The organism is Paenirhodobacter sp. (genome assembly GCF_047600745.1).
Classification (GTDB): Bacteria; Pseudomonadota; Alphaproteobacteria; order Rhodobacterales; family Rhodobacteraceae; genus Rhodobacter.
Genome location: NZ_JASGKI010000006.1, coordinates 514,509 through 532,897 on the forward strand (window position 1 = coordinate 514,509; position 18,389 = coordinate 532,897).

Consider the following 18,389-nt stretch of genomic DNA (forward strand, 5'->3'; position numbering starts at 1 on the left):
GCCTTTCTGGACAATCAGCGGACCCGTAACGCCTGTAGCGGCGACCAGACTTGCCTCGTGGAGCGATATACGCCGCGACTTTTCGATTTGGGTTTTTAATCATCCGGGAAAGGCGGGCACATGCTTCCACATCAAAAGAGGATTAGGCCGCGCAGCACGCAACGGCCGTCAACGCGTGGCCTGCCTCATGACTTTGGAAGGAACGGTCGCAGCCGTTCCATCTGTTCATCGGTCAGCCAGAAAACCTCGCCCATGATCCCTTTCCAGATCGGGAGGGTGAATCAGGGAAACCGCCTGCGTTTGAGTGGATTTACAGGCTGTTCGCCCTGGGCGGTCTCTGGTCAGTCACCGCCCCCTACTCGCGCACCGGCCTGCCGATCAATTCCGAGCGCGGCATGACGCTGCGCCAAAAGGCCGTCACCAGAGATGCGACCGATCCGCTAGTTCAAGGTCGCCGCCGTCGCGCCGGAAGCGCCCCCCTCAGAAACGGCCCCTGCCATGCCTCAGCCCGTCGACACATTTGCCCGGCTTCCTGGCCTGCCGATGCAGGCGCCGCCCGCCTTCAGCCCGGCGCAGACGGCTTATCTGGCGGGCTGCGCCACCGCCCTGCGCGACGTCAGCATCTGTCCGGCCCGGCTGCGGGCCGGAGGCGGCGCAGCTCCGGCCAGTAATCCGCGAGCCACAGCACGAAGCCCAGGGCCCAGAGCGCCGCGGCAAGGAGATATGGCGGGCCGGGTGGCCAGGGCGTCCACCCCATTTCCGGCAGAGCGCGCAGCAGCACACCCGCGCCCACACAGGCGAAGGCCGCCTTCGTCGCCACATGCAGCCCCAGATCCTGCCCGGTATGGAACCGCCCGGCGATGGCAAAGACGGCGAGGATCCCGAGGCCAAGCCCTCCCATCAGCGCGATATGCAGCGCCGGGGTCTCGGCCCAGGGGGCGCCGAGCCGCGATGCCCCGAACGCAAGCAGCCCCACCCCCGCGAAGCCCGCCGAGGCCATCAGCACGACGATCTCCGCCCGCAGCGCCGCCCGCCCGATGAACCCTTCGGCGATCCGGTCCATGAAGGCCGCGCCCGCCGCGATCCACAGAAACCCGCTCACCGCAGGCGACAGCCCCGCGATTTCGCCCGCCAGCGCCACGGCGACAAGGCCCGCGGCCAGGTTCACCCGGCCCGGATGCGGACGGAAGGGCGTGCTTTCGCCGGTCGGATCGAGGATCACATTCGTCACCTGCACCGTCACCCGCGCCAGCACCAGCCCGAGCAGGCCGAGATACACCAGCCCCGCCACCCGCAGCCAGAAGGCCGCCGCCTCCGCCGCGCCAAGGGCCATCGCCCATCGCGCCGCCGCGCAGGCCAGCGTCAGCCCCCCGACCCAGACCGCAAAGGTGAGGATGCGGGTCGTGCGCCGCTGCCACGACACCCGCAGCAGATAGACAAGCAGCCCCGCAAGCCACGCCAGATCGCACAGCCCCGCCGGGGCCGCGAGCGCATCCGCCCCAAGCAGCCCCGCCACCCGCGCCGCGCCCCACAGCGCCACAAGCCCCCACAACGCCCGCCCCCGCAGCCGGGGCGTATCGGTCCATTCCGGCACGGCGGTCGTCAGGAAGCCGATCAGCGCCGCCCCCCAGGCGCCGAAAATCATCTCATTCGCATGCCAGACACCGGGCGGCAGATCGCGCGCGAAGGGCAGATCGAGGCCCCACACCCCGGCCCAGAGCAGCGGCCAGAGCGCCGCGTACAGCGCCGCCAGCGGGAAGAACAGCCGGAACCCCTCGTCCGACAGGGTGCGGTGCAGGGTCATGGCCGGGCGCGCTCGTCTATGTCATGGATATGGGCGAAAAGGGGGTCGGTGCGCAGCAGATCCTGCCGCAGGGCGAAGACCTCGGCATCGTCGCGCCCGCCCGGCACGCCGGGCAGCACGCGGGTGCCCGCGATCCCCCGGCCCTGCGCATCGAGGACGAGGATGCGGTGGCTGATCCGGATCGCCTCCATCAGGTCATGCGTGATGAACAGCGCGGCAAAGCGCGCCGCCCCCGCCGCCGCGATCACCAGATCCTGCATCCGCCGCTTGAGCGCGACATCGAGCGCGGTGAAAGGCTCGTCGAAATAGAGGAAATCCGGCTCGGCGATCAGCGCCCGGGCAATCGCGGCGCGCTGGCGCATGCCGCCCGAAAGCTCGACCGGATAGCGGTCCAGATCCTCGGGCATCAGCCCGGCACGCTGCGCCGCCGCCTCGATCCGGGCGCGGGGCGCACGGCGGAGCGGAAAGCCGATGTTGCGCGCAACCGTCGCCCAGGGCATCAGGCGCGGCTCCTGAAACACCATCGCGTGGCGGCGGTAGCGGCGCAGGACGCGGCCCTCGGATGGTTCGATCAAACCGGCGGCGATATGGGCGATGGTCGATTTCCCCGACCCGGACGGGCCGACCAGCGCCACCACCTCGCCCGCGCCGATGGTCAGCCCGATCCCCGAAAGCACGGAGCGCCCGAAATAGCTGTGCCCGATGCGGTGCAGCTCCAGCAGCGTCATCGTTTCACACCCCAGGGCGCGGCGGCGACACGCCAGCGTTCGAGTTCCGCCTGCACCGGGCGGATCAGCAGATATTCCACCACGATCAGCGCCGCCACCGCGAGGCAGACCCAGGCGAGCGCGCCCGCCACATCGAGCATCGCGCGCGAACGCGCAAGCGCCCCGCCGACGCCGCCCGCATTGGCCAGCAACTCCGCCATCACCGCGACCTTGAACGACGACCCGAGCGCGAGCACCAGCGCAGGCAGCAGATGCGCCGCGATCTGCCGCCCGGCAAGAAACGCCCGCCGCACAGGCCCCGCGCCGAAGACCTCGGCCATCTGGTCGAGCCCGCGGTCGCGCGTCACCACGCCCTCGACCGCGCCCGAGAACACCACCGGCAGGGTGGAAACGACGATCGTCGCCGCGACCGTGGCGGCGGAGGAGCCGAACCACAGCATCGCCAGCACGATCCAGGCGATCGGCGGCACGCCGAGCAGCACCGTCAGCACCGGCCGCGCAAGGCGCAGCGTCGCGGGCGAATAGCCCGCCGCCACCCCCGCCGCCGTGCCGATCACCGCGCAGGCCGCAAAGCCCGCCAGCGCGCGCAGCACGGTGAGCCACAGCACCGCCCGCGCCGCCCCGTCCGCCAGCAGGCCCCGCGCCGCATCGAGCGTGGCGAGCGGCGCGGGCAGGATGAATTCGCCGTAAGCCTCGAACCCCGCCTGCCACAGCGCCCCGAAAAGCGCGAGCCCCGCAAGCCCCGCCCAGCCGGACCAGAGAAACCGCCCGATCCGCCCGGCCCGGTCCTGCACCGCGCGCCAAAGCCGGTCAGAGGACATAGAACCCGTCATCCGGCAACCTGCCCCCGATCAGCGCCGGGTCCGTTTCCGCCATCAGCGACAGCATCGGTTCGATATCCGCCCGCGCCTGCCGCGCCGGGCGCGCGACGAGCCGCGAATGCGGGATCGAGGCGGCAATCACCGGCGCGGGGAAATCGAGCGTGGCGGCGGCCTCTTTCGCCGCCCGGCCCGGATCGGCCAGCACCCCGGCCACCGCCCGTTCCAGCGCGGACTGGATCGGGGCGAGAAGGTCGCCGTGATCGCGCGCGAAAGCGTCGCTCACCGCAAGCCCGGCCTGCGGCAGCGCCCCGCGCCCCGAAACCGCCGCCCAGGCGTCCTGAATATCGACAGACCGCACGAAGCTCTTGAACGACAGCTTGCCGCGGATCCCGACCGCGCTCGCCGCAGGTTCCGAAAGCAGCGCCGCATCGACCTGCCCGGCAAGCAGCATCTGCGCCGCCTCGACCGGGCTGCCCACCGGCACCTGTTCCACCTTCCCGGCCAGCCCCGCGCGTGTGAGCAGCGCGCGCAGCACGATGTCGGGCGTATCGTTGACGAATGGCACCGCGAGCCGCCGCCCCACAAGCCCCGCAAGATCCGGCGCCGCACCCTCGGGCGCGACGATGCTCAGCAGCCCGTCCGTCATCACATTCACCAGCCGCAGCCCCATGCCGCGATTGTAAAGATTGGCCGCCGCCTGCACCGGTACGACAGAGAGCCCGATCCGCCCGGAGGTCAGCCCCGCGCGCAATTCATCCGGCGTGCGCCAGACAACGACCTCCGCAGGCGCGATGTCCTTGAGCAGCCCCGCGGTAACGGCATGCACGAGCGTGATGCTCGGCCCCGCCGGTGGACCATAGAGAGCCAGCGTGGCGGGAGGCGCGGCGCGCAGAACGGCGGGCGCGGCCAGCGCGGCGATCAGGACGGAACGGCGGGAAACAAAGGGCATCGGAGCCTCCGGAACAGCAGGGAACACGGCGGGCGCAGGGCTGGCGTTCAGGGGCAGATTAGATGAATTGAAACTGCATGTATTTGACCGGGGTCAAACCGGCAGGGCGCAGAATTCGACGAAGAACCGCACCTACCCGGCACAGCGCCGATCGGCGCCTCGAACCGCAGCCGAGCGCCGAAGTAGAACGCCCGGGATGAAGGCCGCCTGCCCCGCCGTCGCGGGATCGCGCGCCAGCATCGGGGCGGCATAGCGACGGTCGAAGAGGTTCGTGACCTCCAGGATCGCATTCTCGCTCACCGCATAGCGCGCGCCGAGGTTGAACACGGTGTTCATATTGTCCACCGGCACCCAATGCGGATCCCCATTGAGCCCGAACCGCTCCGCCGCCTGCCAGTCGAGCGCGAGGGAAATCACGTTCTTCGGCGCCCCGGCGATGCGGAAATCCTGCCAGGTCCAGGCGGTCAGCGTCTCGGTCAGCACGCCCGACAGGCCGAGTTCAAGCGCGGCAAGCTGCGACCCCATGCGGCAATATGGGCGATACGCCCGTCGGAAATCCATTCGAGCGAGTTACGATAATGTACTTCCGGTCCCGGCGCAGGATCCGGCAGACCCGGCAGAAGATCCCGCATCACGCGGCGAATCTCTTCCAGCCGCCCCCGGTCGTGCCCGACACAGACCCAATAGTAATGCAGCAACGCACGGGGCTTGTCGTCATAGGCGCCCGCAGCGCCCTGCTCCATGATCCGCGCGACGAACAGGCGGTTCTTCGGGTCGAAGATGCGGAACAGATGATGCATGTTGATCCTGGGAAACCAGTGATCCAGCAGCCGCAGCAGCCGGTCGCGCTCCGCCGGATCGCGGTGCATGTCGCTCGACAGGAAATATTGCACCAGCGACATCCCGGCGGTCGGATCAATGCCCCGGCGGGTAAACTGATCGCGGATGCGCGGTATGAGCCTCTGCGCCACCGGCATGTCGCCGTCGCGCAGGCTGATCAGCTGTGATGCCGCCGGGGGGATATGTTCGCTGCGGATCTGTGCCGCATCGGTCGCGGTATAGTCCCGGAAGGCGGCATCGCTCATCGCATCCAGAAATCCGTCGATCTCCGGCTCGGGCAGGCCGCGCAGCGCCGTGGTGACCATCGCCGCGAAAGCACCGCGCGGGGCCGCCCGCATCAGGCCGGGCAGGTTGATTACCGCCAGCGCCGCCTCGGCGCCCCCGGGCGCGCCGGTATCCAGAACGGGCAGCGTGATCGCGGCACGCCGCGCGATGGCCTCGGTCAGCGTCTGGATCTGTTCTGTTACCTGGGTCATTGAAATCTCCGCCTGGAAATTGGGTGGGGCCCGGAAATGCTGGCTTGCGGCGCCGGACGACGCGCGCGGGGGCGGTCAGACCGTCCCGGCGAAGCTGCGTAGCAGTGCCCCGGTCTGGGTCTGGACGGTGGCATATTCATCGGGCGTGCCGCTGAAGAAGATCTGGTCCGGCCCGATCACATCATAACCGCGCAGGCGCCGCCCGTTCAGCAGCACGATCTCGACCGGCGAGGGCGTGATGGCGGCCGCGACCGTCTTCTCGCCCGTCACCTCAACGGGCAGGAACGCGGTCTCCTCCATCAGGCCTTCGCCGCGTCGACGGAACTCGGCCCGCCACTGATAGATGTGCTGCCGGGTCAGGTCGTGACGGCGCGCCCCGTCCACACCAACCTCCGCCAGGATCGAACGCTTCATCCGCATCCGACCAGCGCAGCCGACGCTCGACCCCCGTCAATATCTCTTGCCGCATGATCCCATCCGCCACAGACGACGTCGGTAACGACGTCAATAACGACAGATGGCTAGACCACAAAACAAACCATCGGAAGGTGGCCTCAACCGGGTGCCTACAGCCTTTCTCCGGATCTTAATTTCATTTTCGGTCCGGTCACAACGCACCGTTGGCTCCGCAGGATCGGCTTGATAGGTGTGCAGTGGAGCAATTAACAGGAAAACGAGATGGTTTGAGTGGTGATTCCGGGGATATTGGAACCCGATTGTTTTCGGCACCCCGGACGACACGGCCTTTCCTCTCACCTAGGCGTTCAGATCGAGCCAATGCAGAAAATCTAGCCAGGAAGAGCCAAGTCAGATCTTAATTCCGCAATAACCTCATCTTCACTGGCAAACCTGAAGGTAGAGGAACGCTCCATCATGTCATCATAATCCATGAAAGATATGGCGTTTACTCCACTGGATGGCAAGTGAGGTGTGTCACGCTTGTCTCTCCATACAACCGTCTGTGGATTTCCGTCATTTTGAATGGTAAGAAATCTGAAGTGCGGGAAGAATGTATCAATGGCGAAAATAGACTTGTATACATCGCCATGCCACGCTTTACGATCGCTGCCGGCTTGTTTCCGAAGTTCAAGAGCCCGTGCGTGATCCCGGTCTGCTGAATATCGGTCTACCGGGAAAACATTGTCGATCAAAAAGACACTACGCTCATGCGCAAGCGCGGTAGCTAATGTGAAGGTACGAATCGTATCTTCAAACAGATGACAGTTATTAATGAAAATAAGGTCAAACTGCTTCCCCTTGCTAAAATATTGCAGGTAACGTTTCGGGGAAACCTCGAAGAATGAGGTGCCGGGATCTGTGAAGGCTCTCACGTCAAAACCGAGCTTTTCACCTACGCCAACACGCGTTGGAATCTTGACATTGTGGAATACAGCGCCATTTCCGACAGAAAACTCAAGATAGCTGTTAGCGCCAATAGCTTCGCCGATGCGATTTATGCGGCGCAGCGACCAATTTCCTGCTGTAGATTTGACAGAAGATCTTGAGATCGGGATTTTCAAACAGTTCATCACTTGCGCGGCGTTCGGCGCCAACCTGCGGACCTCACGCCCCACCTTACTGATCACTGCATCATTGCTGGTAGAGTGGAAAAATTGTCGAACGTTGCGCGCATTTCCGATAGTGTGGAATGACATATGCTCAGGACCGTTTCTTCGAAAAACATGAAACGTTTTCTGCGATACGTCCTTCAAAAGAAGCAAGCTGTGAAAGGCAGACCCTTCCTCCCCACCGATAACCTCGGCTGTGGCGAAGGCATTCAGTTGTTCGGGAACGGAGTGCAATTCCGGACAAAAAATATCCCAACCGAAATTCTTGAGGCGGCTCTCAAATATGGGGCTGTTGATGATTCCTACAGAATTTTCAACATTTTTCCGCGACAACCAGAGCTTACGCCCGGGGATTTGCCCAGAACCATCATATGCCGCCAAAAATTTGGCATGATCAGGGTGGCACCAATCAGCATATCTATAACCTGGTTCTGGAACATGTAACTTGCTGAAACGTTCCGGCCGAATAAGAACGCGGAGCGGGTTTTTAATTCCTATAATATCGAGGATGCTTTTCTGCCAGCTGCGAAACTGTGGTGGTGTCGGCCAGGAGTCCACCCCGATCCAGACAACAGGCAGATCCGGTCTGCTTTTGGCATACCAAAGCCTCGCGAGGCTCTCTAAAAGAAAATGTCCATAATGATGAAAGAAAACGCCCGCATATATGCCCTCGGGTTCTTCCGCATCCGTTATGTTGTCATACAGATCTAAATCCGCAGCCCGATATAAGTGGGTTCCATGATGGCGATCCCCAATAGTATCCTGAATCAGTTTTCCGCTCTGATCAAAAACGCCAAGGTTCTGAATGTGAGCTTGCATCAACGCCTTCTGGATTGGCGAGACTGTTGCATTCCTATATACGTTGGCAGTGAGAGGGATATTGTTCATTTTGCCATATCAATCCTTATTCCGCGGGAATGAATAGGCTTGCTGAAGCGCCGAGAATTCCCCGATCGCCCGCTGTGCCTGCGCAATTTCGCGGATGGTCCTGACCTGAGCCTCGACCTCCTTGAGACGGGTCTCCATGTCGCGCAGCCGCTTTTCCAGACCCTTGGTTTCGCGGTCGATCCGCGACAGGATCGCCCGGTCGGCATTAGCGCGCCAGAAGGCCACGACATCCCAGACCCCGCCGGGCAGCCGCAGGCGGGCGGCCTGATGCCAGGTGGCCGAGGCCAACATCTCGGTTTCGAGCACCTGCCAGTCGGCATCGGAAATCCGGTTCAGCGCGTCATGCGCGCGCGCCGCATAGGGAAAGAAGGCGGCCGGTTGCAGGCGCGGGATATGCCAGGACATATTGCCGATCAGCCAGCGCCCGGCCTGTAGCCGCAGATCGTCCTGACCCTCGGGAATTCCGGCGGTGATCGTGTCGAAATGGGTGAAGAAAGCCGCCAGTTCGACCCCGACCGAGGCCATGGTCTGCCCCGGCCGGTTCACCCGGTGGTGGCAGGTGATCTGGCGCGAAAAGCCGATGCTTTCGGCCAGAATGCAGACCTTCCAGTGAAAAGGATTGTCCTCGAAGAAGAAATCGCCCTCGGGGAAGCGGATGCGGTGCCGGCGCAGGAATTCCGTCCGGTAGAATTTGCGCCAGGGCACGGCGATCAGGCCGATGGCGGCCAGCCGGATCTCTGCCGGTGTCACCGCCTGCCCCAGGGTCGCCCATTTGCGCGCATCGGCAGGCGGTTTTGTCTTGCCCGCCTTCTGATCGAATTCCAGATAATCGGTGAAATGAATGTCCGCGCCCAGGGCCTCGTATTCGCGCCGTGCCGCCCGGAATGCCTCGGGGATCAGGTAATCGTCGCCATCGACGAAGAACACGCTGTCGCATTCCACCATATCGAGGCCGATATTGCCGGGGATCCCGACGCCGCCGAAGGTATTGGTGCCCAGCCAGACCGGCGTGACGCGCACGCCCGGCCCGAAACCGGCCCCGTCCAGAAACTGCCGGACGATTTCCTCGGTCTCGTCGGTCGAACCATCATCGACGATGATCACCTGATCGCCCGGCCGGGTGCAGGATGCAAGGCTTTCCAGACATTGCGCGATATAGGGCGCGATGTTGAAGGTGGTGACGATGAAGGAAATGCCCATATCCGCTAATCCCCGATGATGAAGCGGTTGATCCTGCCTGCCAACTCGGGGTCTCGGTACGCGATCAGGCTCATCAGCCGGTGGTCGAGACTGGTCAGGTAGAAGTCGCGCAGCCCCGCGCGCAGGCCGGGGCCATGATCCGGCTCGATATTCTCGGCGATCCAGGTCAGCAGATCGGCGCTGAAGCGCGCGAAGGGCGCCAGATAGCCCAGCCGGGCCATATCCGGCGTTGCCGTGATATGGCCCATGACATTGCGAAAGGCCCCGAACACCTCCAGCCGCTCGGCGCTGCGCCGGTTGGTCAGCCGGTTGCCGCCGTTGGTGACGAAATGCGTGGCGCCGATCAGGCCGCTGGCCAGAATCCGTTCGGCGACGATGAAGCTGCTCCAGTGCAGTTCGACATCGTTATGCACCATGGTCTCGGTGCAGCGGATGGCGTTGTCGCGCAGAAAGGCCGTGCGGCAGATCTTGTTCCAGGGATAGGCCGCGACCTGAACCAGCCCCCGCGCCTGCGAGGGGCTGAGCAGGGCCGGTTCCTCGCCAAGGTGCAGCGCCTGCCAGCGCTTTTCGTCGCCGCTCAGCATGCCGGTGCCGCCCTCGTCCAGAATCCGGCTGTCGTGATGGCGGAAGATCAGGAAATCGAAGGGTTCGGCAAGGGCGGCCTGTTCGGCGATGCGGGGGAAATCGGCGGCGAACAGATCGTCCGAATCGAAGAAGATCACATGATCGCCGCGCGCCCGCGCAAGGGCCATGTTGCGCGCATGGCCCGCGCCGCGTCGGCGGTCGCTGCGCAGCCAGACCAGCCGGTCGGCCAGCGCCGCCGCTGCCGGCAGATTATGCGGACCCGGCGCCTCGTCCGAGGCATCATCGGCGATGATGACCTCGCAAAACACCTCCATATCCGCAACCTGACGCAGCAGCCGGTCCAGCCCCGGCAGATCGTTCCAGACAGGAATGATGAGAGAAAGCGCCATGTTGTCCTCGTTCCGGGCATTTCACACCCGCAGGAACTGTCGGCCGGGGTGGTTCAGGCCCCGCGGCTTATACGATGAAGACCCGCAGATCCCGGATGTCGAATGTGGCCGAGGTGGTCTGGAAGAACAGGATCAGCTCGCGCCATGCCGCGCGCGCCGGCACATCCGGATGCCCCTCCAGCCGCAGCAGATCGAGATGGGTGCTGTCCGCCGCGAAGGCCACGACATGTTTCGGCAGGAACGTGTCGGTGAACCCGTCGGCGGTGGCCGAGCGCAGGCAGATCCTGAAGGTTGCCGCCTCGGGTGCGCGGGATTTGCACACGACGCCGAAGACCGACGCCTGGCTCAGATCCACCCCGCCCATGGCCACATGCAGCGCCAGCCAGCGCGGCCGCTTGTCGATGGTATAGGACAGCCGCAGCAGACCGTCGCCCCCGGTGACGACATTGCCCGCAACCTGACCCCCGGTCTCGCTGTCGACGGACAGGAAAACCCCGGGGGCGATCCGGGCGCCGTCCGTCAGCGGCATGTCCACGCTCAGCGAGCGCAGCGAGGCAATCGCGTGATTGACTTGGGCATCAGGCCCGAGGTGCAGACTGTCCGTCATCACCACTCCCAATTGTATTTCATATGGCAGGGGTAACCTGTGCGACAGTCGGCATCAAGCGGCATTCGTGACGGTGGGAACCTCATTCATGCCACCGGGTCATCGGCATATCCGCGCGACACCGGTTCGGCCCGGACGAAGCGGCCAGCGGCAAACATGAGGGTCAACCGAGGCGGAAGCGGTTGCAGACCATGCCCCTGTCGGTGGCTCCGATTGTCGCGCGACCTGATCCCGTCCTCAGGGACGTCACGCCCGCCTTCCAAAGCCCGTCCCTGACCCGAGCGACGGAAAGGCCGGGGTGCCCACGCAAACCTGCATGACGATGACCAGTCGCTGCACGCCGTGGCGTCAGGACATTCGGATACGCACACGCTTACCGGAAGGGCCAGCCTTGAACAACAACGCGTCGCGCTTTGACCTGGCCCCGTCTCGCCCGGACACACAGGCCGGAACACGGAGGCCTGGGCTTATGGGCCATCCCCGCAGGTGTGGGGAACAGGCGATAGCGCACCGAACCGGAGGGCAGGATCTCGGGTCATCCCCGCGAGGGCGGGGAACAGGCGGTGGAGATTTCGGCCTCCACCTATCTGGCCGGGTCATCCCCGCGGGGGCGGGGAACAGGCTTGCTTGCCAATCTTGCTGTCGCGCTGCGGCGGGTCATCCCCGCGGGGGCGGGGAACAGCCGAAATTCGCGACCGCACTTAGGGTATGACCCGGGTCATCCCCGCGGGGGCGGGGAACAGAAATCCACGCCGTGACGCCGGGCCGATTTGATCGGGTCATCCCCGCGGGGGCGGGGAACAGCCTGATCTGGGCAGGGGACATGAACATTCTTCCGGGTCATCCCCGCGGGGGCGGGGAACAGCACCTCGGGCTGTGACGCGCCGGTCATCAACGCGGGTCATCCCCGCGGGGGCGGGGAACAGAAAATTCATCACCGACGCCGGGTTCGCATCCACGGGTCATCCCCGCGGGGGCGGGGAACAGTGGCGGATCGTTACGCGATATACGTCGCCGGGCGGGTCATCCCCGCGGGGGCGGGGAACAGGATCACCAGATCCGACCAGTTGCCGAAAAACACGGGTCATCCCCGCGGGGGCGGGGAACAGGTGGTGCGGCAGGCTGGTGCCCGGACGTTCGACGGGTCATCCCCGCGGGGGCGGGGAACAGTCCACGGAAGCCGGGTATTTCGATGGAACGAACGGGTCATCCCCGCGGGGGCGGGGAACAGTCAGCGAGATTCGTTTTCGGCCCGGGCTTGCGCGGGTCATCCCCGCGGGGGCGGGGAACAGTCGCCGTGCGCCGTGATGCCCCACCCCTCGGCCGGGTCATCCCCGCGGGGGCGGGGAACAGCTGTGCTGGATGGACGTCAGTCAGGTGGACAACGGGTCATCCCCGCGGGGGCGGGGAACAGAACACGCGCTTCTGGGCCCGCAGGTTTTCCTTCGGGTCATCCCCGCGGGGGCGGGGAACAGTTGATCGTGTTGTCGCGATCAAACGAGAAACCCGGGTCATCCCCGCGGGGGCGGGGAACAGTCTTGCTGTAGACTATTGATTCACGGTTGTTTTAACAATTTCAAAGAGCGCACCGGATTTTTGGTGGTGGAAATGCGGGTCAGGCTGGCTTTCCGGGGAGGACGCTGACCAGCTTCAGCCCGTCGAAATCGACCGGCATGCGGCGGTTCTTGCCGTGGGTGCGGAACTCGTAGCCCTGATCGGTGGGGGCTTTCCAGACCATCACGGCGTCGCCCTCGTCGACACCCGCCAGGACCTGCTCCCAGATCATCTCGCGGGTGCGGGCGGAATAGTCGCCGACATAAACGCCTGCCCGCAGCTCGACCAGCCAGGCGGCGAGACGGCCGCGCAACCGGGGCGGAGCATTGGAGACCACGACGATCATCATCCGCGGTGACCTTCGTCGCCGCTCGTGCCCTCTTCGAAGGCGATGGGCTGCGCCTCGGGCGGGGGATCGGGGCGCGGCAGCTCTCCGGCGGAGAGCACCTCCTCGATCGCGGGGATGATACGCGCCAGCAGCCCGGTCTTGCGGAAGGAATCGCGGCAGGCCAGCCGCACTGCGCGATCCGGGCTCATGTCCAGCCGCCCCTTGGCTGCCAGCCCCGCGATCCGGAACGCCTCAGGGACCACCGTCTCCAGCTTGAACAGATCGGCGATGTCATAGACAAAGGACAGCGGCTTGCCCGAATGCAGGAAGCCAATGGCGGGGGCATAACCCGCGGCCAGAACGGCGGCCTCGGACAGGCCATGCAGGCAGGCGGTGGCGGCCGACAGACAGCGGTTCGGCACATCGCCCGCCTCCCAGTCCTTCGGGTCATAGCTGCGGCGCTTCCAGTTCACGCCATGACGCTGGGCCAGAAGGGCGTAGCTCTCGCGCACGCGGACGCCCTCGATGCCGCGCAGCTGGTCAATGGAACGGCGTGAAGGAGCGTCCTCCCCGAAGCGCATCGCATACATCTTGCGCACCACGCGCAGCCGGGCGGCATCGTCGAGCGCGATGCGGGCCTGCCACAGCAGCTTGTCCGACCGCGCGCCTCCCGGTTGCCCGGCGGAATAAAGCCGCACCCCGCCCTCGCCTACCCAAGTGATCAGCGTGCCCACCCGCGCAGCCAGCGCCACGGCGGCATGGCTGATCCGCGCGCCGGGCTCCAGCATGATGCAGGCGATGCCGCCGATCGGGATCTGGATGCGCGTGCCATCGGCGTTCACCGCCACACAGGCGCCATCCTGCACGTCCAGCCGCGCGTGCTCAACAAAGACCATCGACGCGCGGTCCTTCAACGGGATCGGTGCGGGCGGGGGCAGGCCCGTCATCCTGCCCTCCGGATCAGCATGAGACCGCAGCCGAACGCCTTGGCGCGACCGAAGCCGAGCGGCAGTTGCGCAAGAAAGGCCTCCGGGGCGGTGACTTCGATCCGGCCTGCCAGGTCGAGGATGCCAAACTGCGGCTGCCCCTTGCGCGGGGCGCGATGGCCGGGCAGCACCACGGTGCTATAGTCCATGACCTCGGCGTGCAGCAGGCAAAACCCCGCCTTCTCGCCCTGACGTGCCAGCCAACTGCGCGCGACCTCCTGTGCCCGATCCATCCGTTCGGGCGCGCGCCGGCTGTCAGCGCCTTCAGGCAGATCCTTGCGGCCGGGAACCGGGTGCAGCGCATCCATCACCAGGTCGATATGACGCTTCTTCTCCTTGCCATTCGCCGACAATCCGCCGGTCTTTTCCGTGCGGGTCGCGTTGCAGCGCAACTGGAAATCCAGCCGGTCACCGGGCGTCAGAACCGGGGCGAAGTCACGCACAAGATGCGGCTGGAACAGCTCGCTCGGCGCTGGCGGGCGGGCCGAAAGGGCCATGAAACTGCCGTCCCGCTCCTCCCGCCACAGGAAATCGCGGCGCCGGTCTGGGCCATCGGCGAAGACCGACCACAGCAGGTTGTGCTGCGCCGAACGCCGGGCCGCCGGGTTGGAGGGCGCCAGCAGCGGAGCCAACGCCTGCGCCGCCGGGCTGCGGGCCAGACGGATCTGGCTGAGATAGAGCGTCATGCCGCACCGCCTTCCGCCGAGCGGACAGCCACCCGTCGCGGTGCGAAATGCCAGCGCGCGCGGTCGATGGCAACGTCATGCACCACCTCCCCCGCCGGATCCTCGACGATCAGGCTGACCAGCCGCGCGCTCTTGCGCCACGGTGGCACGATCACCTGCGCCAGCGCCGCCTCCGCCCCCTCCGCATCGACCACCCGCGCACCGGGCGGCGCCGCCAGCGGACAGGACTTGCGCCCGAGATACAGCGTGAAGGCCGGGGCGTTCAGAGCGTCCTTCAACGCTTCCAGCCCCTGCCCCGCCACGGCCACCCCGAAGAACGGCCCGGTGCGATAATCGCGCAGCGTGATGGTGGTATTGGTGCGGCCCCGCGCCGCCCGCAATGCCTCGGGCCGGGAATTGGGCGCCTTGACCGCCGCCGAGGGCACGGTCTCGATCGTGTGGTAATCGCGCAGGGGCGCGCCGCTGTCGTAGATGCCGACCGTGATCTCCAGCGCCTCCAGCGCCGAGAAATCGCCGTCGCGCCGGATGCCGAGCGCCGCCCCCATCAGCCCGATCACGGCGGACCGGCCGGGCCATGCCAGTGCCCCGCGCCGCTCATGCCCCGCCAGTTCGCCCATGGCGCCAAGGCTGGCGGTCAGGCCGAATATCAGGAAGCGCTGCATCAGGCGCCCCGCACCGCTTGGCCCGCGAAACGCACGATCTCGGCCAGGGTACCGGCGCTGTCGAGCGTGTTGAGGCACAGCGCCGGTTCAGCCTTCCCGTCGTAATAGCAGGCGTCGATCTGCTCCGCCGTCTGCTCCAGCGCCTTGATCGAGCCGCTTTGCAGATCGTTCGCCCCCAGATCCCGCAGCTTGCGGTCCACCGGCGTGAAGAACGCCCCGGACAGGTCGCGCGGCGCACGCGCCCCCGCCTCGGCCCGCATGTAGAAGGCCATCGGGCGATGAGCAAAACTGTTCTGCTTGCCGGTCGGGGTGGTCACCGGCAGCGCCTTGGCCAGCGCCTCGATCCCCCGCTCGGCCAGTTCGCGGTCACCGCCGAGGTTCTCGACCAGAAGATCGCAGTTCACGCAGACATATTGGTAATAGATGCCCGACCCAAAAGCGGTTTCACCCAGATGCCCCGCCCCGGTATCCTCGGCCTTGTTCAGGTCGTCTACCGCCGAATACCAGTCCTCCTCCGCCTGCGCGGCATGGGTGGTGATGGCATGGGCCACCTGCACCGCCGCATCGCGGTTGAAATCGGCGTCATCGGCCAGCATCCGCCCGAACATGGCGATATCCACCGCACCATCGGCCCGGCGCAGCACCAGCTTCTTCAGATCCTTGTCCTTCGGCAGCGCCTCGCCGGCGGCGGCCTTCTCCGCCAGTTCCTCCGCCAGCTTCCACTCCTGCGGCGAGATGAAGGCGAGCGTGGTGGCTCGCGTCTTCTCCTTCAGCGTCTCCAGCTTACCGAAAATGCCCGCAACCTCGGTCGCGGCGTCCTGCGCGGCCTTGTCGGACACGCCCTTGCCGATCAGATATTCGCCCAGCTTTTCATGCAGCTGCTTGGTCCTGGTGCCGATATGGCCCTGAAGGTCCAGCGCGAAGAAACTGCTTTCGCGCAGCGCCCGCTTCACCGATTGCGACGACATCCGCAGCCGCGGCACGCCGCCGACCATGGCCTGTTTCGGACGGCCCTGATCGTCGCGGTTCGGGTTCGAGGGGCCGTAGCTGGTCAGCAGGTGGAATTGCACGAAAGTCGTCATGCGGTCTTCTCCTCAGGGCTTTTCACCGGAGCGTCGGCCCCGAAATAGTGGAAACACCAGCGCGGCCGCGCGGCCTCCCAGTGCAGCAGATCGGCGGCCAGCGCCGCGACATTGCAGCGCCGATCGGCCATGATGATCGCGCGGCGCAGATGGTCGGTCAGTTCATCGCCCTCAGCCCGCAGCAGGCGCTGAAAGCGCAGCGAAGACAACACAGGCTCCGCCCCGCCGATGCGCCGGGCCAGCGTCTCGCTACTGTCCTCCCGGATTTCGGCCAGCAGGGTGACCAGCCGCACCAGCCGGTCGGCCTGGCTGTGGTGCAGGTCCAGCTTGCCAGCAAGCTCGATCACCGCCGGTTCGCACAAGGCCGCCAGAGGTGCCGCCCGCCGCAACCGCGCCGAAAGCCCCCGCGCCGCCGGAATGTCGCGCGGAGCGATCTCGCGCGACCACCAGCCCAATGCGATGCCGCCCGGCCCCTTCTTCTCGTCGCTCATGCGGCTTTCCCTTTCTTCTCGGGCAGTTGCAGGCCAAGCGCGTCATAGATCGCCTTGCCCTGCCTGCCATGTCCGGCAAAGGCGAGACCGAGGAATTTGCGCGCGTCGGTGATGCGCTTGATCTGATCCGTCTCGCGCTGGTCGATCCCCGGCACGGCCAGCGCATCGAACTGCCGAAACGCCTGCGCCCGCAGATCGGCCAGCCAGTCGGCGCGCGGATCCGCTCCCGCACGCAGCGCCGCCAGATGCACGGCAAAGCGCGCCTCGGTGGCGGTGAAGAATGCCTCACGCTCAGCCTCGCGCGACTCGCCGCCCGCCAGGACCGGCTCCAGCGCGCCGCGCAATGCCACGCCCGCCGCCTCGGCCCCGAGGATCAGCCCGGCCAAGATGTCCTCGGCCTCCGGCTCCAGATTAAGGAAGGGCTCGACCGAGAAGCGTGAAATCGCGCGGCTTCATGTTGTCCATCGCCCAACCGGCAACAATGACCGCGCCCCCGCCCTGCCGATTTCCCCAATCGCGCAGGGAAAGCGACAGTTCCGACAGATCACCTTTCGCCTGCCCCGCGACGATGCCCAGCCAGTTGCGATAGCCGAAGCGCCCGGCGCGCGGGTGTTTCGGCAGCCATTCGGTGCCCGGCTTCATCCGGTAGTAAGGCGAAAGCGGATGCTTCCAGAGCGCGTAATTCGTGCCGTAGGGCTTCTGGATCACCCCGGTCACCCCCGCCTCATCGGCCACCAGCCGCAGCCGACGCGGCATGCCAAAGAACGCCTCCGGCCCAAACAGCGCACCATCGGGCGGCAGAGTCTCCAACCCCTTTTCCGAACTGCGGGTGGCCCGCATCCACGGCAGGCTGGCCGGCACGGCGGGCTGACCACAGGGCACATTCGCCCAGATCATCGGCCACAGCCCCCGCCCCGGATCAACCAGCGTGACCAACGGCCCGCCGCCCCGCATCGAGGTCCGGTTCCCCGCCCCGCCCGAAGGCGCAAACGCCTGAAACGTATAAAGCGCCATGGCCGCCAGTGGCAGGTCGAGCGCCGGATACCGCCCCCGATGCACCATCAGATCGGCATTGTTGCGCGCCGTCTGCGCCCCCGCGCTGTCGATGAACAGCATGTCGGGCGGGTTGGGATCACCCGTCAGCGGCTCCATGTCCTGAAGAAACAGCGGCCCGTCACCCAGCAGGTTGAAGGCCGGCGCGAAACCCGCCAGCCGGTCGCGCAGCCGGTCCGGGTCCGGCGTTTGCCGATTGTCCCAGTCATAGACATCCGCGGGCGGATCAGCCAGATAGACCAACCCGATCAGCAGTTCGAGACAGGCGATATTCAGATCGGGGCGCGGCCAGTCAGGAGTTTCAATCCCCGGCTCGGCCATCTGCCAGGGCGCGATGATCCGCCGCGATCCATCGGCGCAACGTACGGGAATCCACGGGTCGGCAATCAGATTGAGAGACATGAATACTCCCGGGAACAACCATAGGGAGAAGATCCTGTCCCGAACGCAAAGTAAAGCCGGAAACTGACAAAAATTGTCTAATTTTCAATATAAAGCGACCCCATTGAACCAGAGCAGACAGGGAATGACAGGGATCATCCACCCCTTTCCGCGCTCGCAGGAAATGCCGACTAAGCGCATAGGCAGGAGGGTCGGGAACGGCTTTTACGTTGTTCCTGTTTTTCCGTGCCGAGGACGGATGGGCCATCGGGAACCACAAGCGTATGATCCTGTCCTGCGGATTTTCCAGC

At 65.7% G+C, this 18,389-nt stretch carries 19 protein-coding genes and 1 CRISPR repeat array; all 19 genes read right to left on the bottom strand.

The window, feature by feature from the left end; translation table 11 throughout:
* Positions 1–616: 616 nt before the first annotated feature.
* The 19 genes from QM789_RS21855 to casA all read right to left on the bottom strand — a co-directional run bounded on the left by QM789_RS21855 (position 617) and on the right by casA (position 18,099).
* Positions 617–1,804, bottom strand: a complete 1,188-nt coding sequence (locus tag QM789_RS21855; protein WP_420353913.1) for an NnrS family protein — start codon at positions 1,802–1,804, stop codon at positions 617–619.
* Entirely contained in the window at positions 1,801–2,532 is a 732-nt protein-coding gene (locus tag QM789_RS21860; protein WP_420353914.1) for an ABC transporter ATP-binding protein, read from the bottom strand. The genes QM789_RS21855 and QM789_RS21860 overlap by 4 nt, the downstream gene beginning before the upstream one ends.
* On the bottom strand, positions 2,529–3,365 hold the full coding sequence (locus QM789_RS21865) for an ABC transporter permease (protein ID WP_420353915.1): 837 nt from the start codon (positions 3,363–3,365) through the stop codon (positions 2,529–2,531). The genes QM789_RS21860 and QM789_RS21865 overlap by 4 nt, the downstream gene beginning before the upstream one ends.
* A complete protein-coding gene (locus QM789_RS21870) occupies positions 3,343–4,302 on the bottom strand; it encodes an ABC transporter substrate-binding protein (RefSeq protein ID WP_420353916.1) in 960 nt (319 codons plus the stop codon). The genes QM789_RS21865 and QM789_RS21870 overlap by 23 nt, the downstream gene beginning before the upstream one ends.
* Positions 4,303–4,434: 132 nt before the next feature.
* Positions 4,435–4,827 (bottom strand): hypothetical protein, encoded by a 393-nt coding sequence (locus tag QM789_RS21875; RefSeq protein WP_420353917.1) that lies wholly within the window; start codon positions 4,825–4,827, stop codon positions 4,435–4,437.
* On the bottom strand, positions 4,779–5,618 hold the full coding sequence (locus tag QM789_RS21880) for a hypothetical protein (protein WP_420353918.1): 840 nt from the start codon (positions 5,616–5,618) through the stop codon (positions 4,779–4,781). The genes QM789_RS21875 and QM789_RS21880 overlap by 49 nt, the downstream gene beginning before the upstream one ends.
* 75 nt (positions 5,619–5,693) lie before the next feature.
* Complete coding sequence (locus tag QM789_RS21885; RefSeq protein WP_420353919.1) at positions 5,694–6,032, bottom strand: hypothetical protein; 339 nt, start codon at positions 6,030–6,032, stop codon at positions 5,694–5,696.
* Between the two features lie 374 nt (positions 6,033–6,406).
* Positions 6,407–8,005, bottom strand: a complete 1,599-nt coding sequence (locus QM789_RS21890; protein ID WP_420353920.1) for a glycosyltransferase family 61 protein — start codon at positions 8,003–8,005, stop codon at positions 6,407–6,409.
* 78 nt (positions 8,006–8,083) lie between these two features.
* Positions 8,084–9,274, bottom strand: a complete 1,191-nt coding sequence (locus QM789_RS21895) for a glycosyltransferase family 2 protein (protein ID WP_420353921.1) — start codon at positions 9,272–9,274, stop codon at positions 8,084–8,086.
* 5 nt (positions 9,275–9,279) lie between these two features.
* On the bottom strand, positions 9,280–10,248 hold the full coding sequence (locus QM789_RS21900; protein ID WP_420353922.1) for a glycosyltransferase family 2 protein: 969 nt from the start codon (positions 10,246–10,248) through the stop codon (positions 9,280–9,282).
* Positions 10,249–10,315: 67 nt separating this feature from the next.
* Positions 10,316–10,855 carry a hypothetical protein gene (locus QM789_RS21905; protein WP_420353923.1) on the bottom strand — a complete coding sequence of 180 codons (540 nt, stop codon included), beginning with the start codon at positions 10,853–10,855 and terminating at the stop codon, positions 10,316–10,318.
* A gap of 470 nt (positions 10,856–11,325) precedes the next feature.
* A CRISPR array of direct repeats spans positions 11,326–12,391; the repeat unit is 29 nt; unit sequence CGGGTCATCCCCGCGGGGGCGGGGAACAG.
* A gap of 79 nt (positions 12,392–12,470) precedes the next feature.
* Entirely contained in the window at positions 12,471–12,758 is a 288-nt protein-coding gene (gene cas2e / locus QM789_RS21910; protein WP_420353924.1) for a type I-E CRISPR-associated endoribonuclease Cas2e, read from the bottom strand.
* Positions 12,755–13,684 (bottom strand): type I-E CRISPR-associated endonuclease Cas1e, encoded by a 930-nt coding sequence (cas1e, locus tag QM789_RS21915; RefSeq protein ID WP_420353925.1) that lies wholly within the window; start codon positions 13,682–13,684, stop codon positions 12,755–12,757. The genes cas2e and cas1e overlap by 4 nt, the downstream gene beginning before the upstream one ends.
* Positions 13,681–14,409, bottom strand: a complete 729-nt coding sequence (gene cas6e, locus QM789_RS21920; protein WP_420353926.1) for a type I-E CRISPR-associated protein Cas6/Cse3/CasE — start codon at positions 14,407–14,409, stop codon at positions 13,681–13,683. The genes cas1e and cas6e overlap by 4 nt, the downstream gene beginning before the upstream one ends.
* Complete coding sequence (cas5e, locus tag QM789_RS21925) at positions 14,406–15,071, bottom strand: type I-E CRISPR-associated protein Cas5/CasD (RefSeq protein ID WP_420353927.1); 666 nt, start codon at positions 15,069–15,071, stop codon at positions 14,406–14,408. Before cas5e ends, cas6e begins: the two co-directional genes overlap by 4 nt.
* Positions 15,071–16,153, bottom strand: coding sequence for a type I-E CRISPR-associated protein Cas7/Cse4/CasC (gene cas7e, locus QM789_RS21930; RefSeq protein WP_420353928.1), 1,083 nt, complete (start codon positions 16,151–16,153; stop codon positions 15,071–15,073). Before cas7e ends, cas5e begins: the two co-directional genes overlap by 1 nt.
* Positions 16,150–16,644: a type I-E CRISPR-associated protein Cse2/CasB gene (gene casB / locus QM789_RS21935; RefSeq protein ID WP_420353929.1), complete on the bottom strand. Its 495-nt coding sequence runs from the start codon at positions 16,642–16,644 to the stop codon at positions 16,150–16,152. The genes cas7e and casB overlap by 4 nt, the downstream gene beginning before the upstream one ends.
* Positions 16,641–17,030 carry a hypothetical protein gene (locus QM789_RS21940; protein ID WP_420353930.1) on the bottom strand — a complete coding sequence of 130 codons (390 nt, stop codon included), beginning with the start codon at positions 17,028–17,030 and terminating at the stop codon, positions 16,641–16,643. Before QM789_RS21940 ends, casB begins: the two co-directional genes overlap by 4 nt.
* Positions 17,031–17,055: 25 nt before the next feature.
* Positions 17,056–18,099, bottom strand: a complete 1,044-nt coding sequence (gene casA, locus QM789_RS21945) for a type I-E CRISPR-associated protein Cse1/CasA (RefSeq protein WP_420353931.1) — start codon at positions 18,097–18,099, stop codon at positions 17,056–17,058.
* Positions 18,100–18,389: the final 290 nt, after the last annotated feature.

Bases quoted from the DNA above. Each gene is read 5' to 3' on its own strand.
- QM789_RS21860 (WP_420353914.1), bottom strand. From the start codon at position 2,532: ATGACGCTGCTGGAGCTGCACCGCATCGGGCACAGCTATTTCGGGCGC.
- casA (WP_420353931.1), bottom strand. From the start codon at position 18,099: ATGTCTCTCAATCTGATTGCCGACCCGTGGATTCCCGTACGTTGCGCC.
- cas7e (WP_420353928.1), bottom strand. From the start codon at position 16,153: ATGACGACTTTCGTGCAATTCCACCTGCTGACCAGCTACGGCCCCTCG.
- casB (WP_420353929.1), bottom strand. From the start codon at position 16,644: ATGAGCGACGAGAAGAAGGGGCCGGGCGGCATCGCATTGGGCTGGTGG.
- cas2e (WP_420353924.1), bottom strand. From the start codon at position 12,758: ATGATGATCGTCGTGGTCTCCAATGCTCCGCCCCGGTTGCGCGGCCGT.
- QM789_RS21880 (WP_420353918.1), bottom strand. From the start codon at position 5,618: ATGACCCAGGTAACAGAACAGATCCAGACGCTGACCGAGGCCATCGCG.
- QM789_RS21875 (WP_420353917.1), bottom strand. From the start codon at position 4,827: ATGGGGTCGCAGCTTGCCGCGCTTGAACTCGGCCTGTCGGGCGTGCTG.
- QM789_RS21905 (WP_420353923.1), bottom strand. From the start codon at position 10,855: ATGACGGACAGTCTGCACCTCGGGCCTGATGCCCAAGTCAATCACGCG.
- cas1e (WP_420353925.1), bottom strand. From the start codon at position 13,684: ATGACGGGCCTGCCCCCGCCCGCACCGATCCCGTTGAAGGACCGCGCG.
- QM789_RS21900 (WP_420353922.1), bottom strand. From the start codon at position 10,248: ATGGCGCTTTCTCTCATCATTCCTGTCTGGAACGATCTGCCGGGGCTG.
- QM789_RS21890 (WP_420353920.1), bottom strand. From the start codon at position 8,005: ATGCAAGCTCACATTCAGAACCTTGGCGTTTTTGATCAGAGCGGAAAA.
- QM789_RS21895 (WP_420353921.1), bottom strand. From the start codon at position 9,274: ATGGGCATTTCCTTCATCGTCACCACCTTCAACATCGCGCCCTATATC.
- cas5e (WP_420353927.1), bottom strand. From the start codon at position 15,071: ATGCAGCGCTTCCTGATATTCGGCCTGACCGCCAGCCTTGGCGCCATG.
- QM789_RS21855 (WP_420353913.1), bottom strand. From the start codon at position 1,804: ATGACCCTGCACCGCACCCTGTCGGACGAGGGGTTCCGGCTGTTCTTC.
- QM789_RS21885 (WP_420353919.1), bottom strand. From the start codon at position 6,032: ATGAAGCGTTCGATCCTGGCGGAGGTTGGTGTGGACGGGGCGCGCCGT.
- QM789_RS21865 (WP_420353915.1), bottom strand. From the start codon at position 3,365: ATGACGGGTTCTATGTCCTCTGACCGGCTTTGGCGCGCGGTGCAGGAC.
- cas6e (WP_420353926.1), bottom strand. From the start codon at position 14,409: ATGACGCTCTATCTCAGCCAGATCCGTCTGGCCCGCAGCCCGGCGGCG.
- QM789_RS21870 (WP_420353916.1), bottom strand. From the start codon at position 4,302: ATGCCCTTTGTTTCCCGCCGTTCCGTCCTGATCGCCGCGCTGGCCGCG.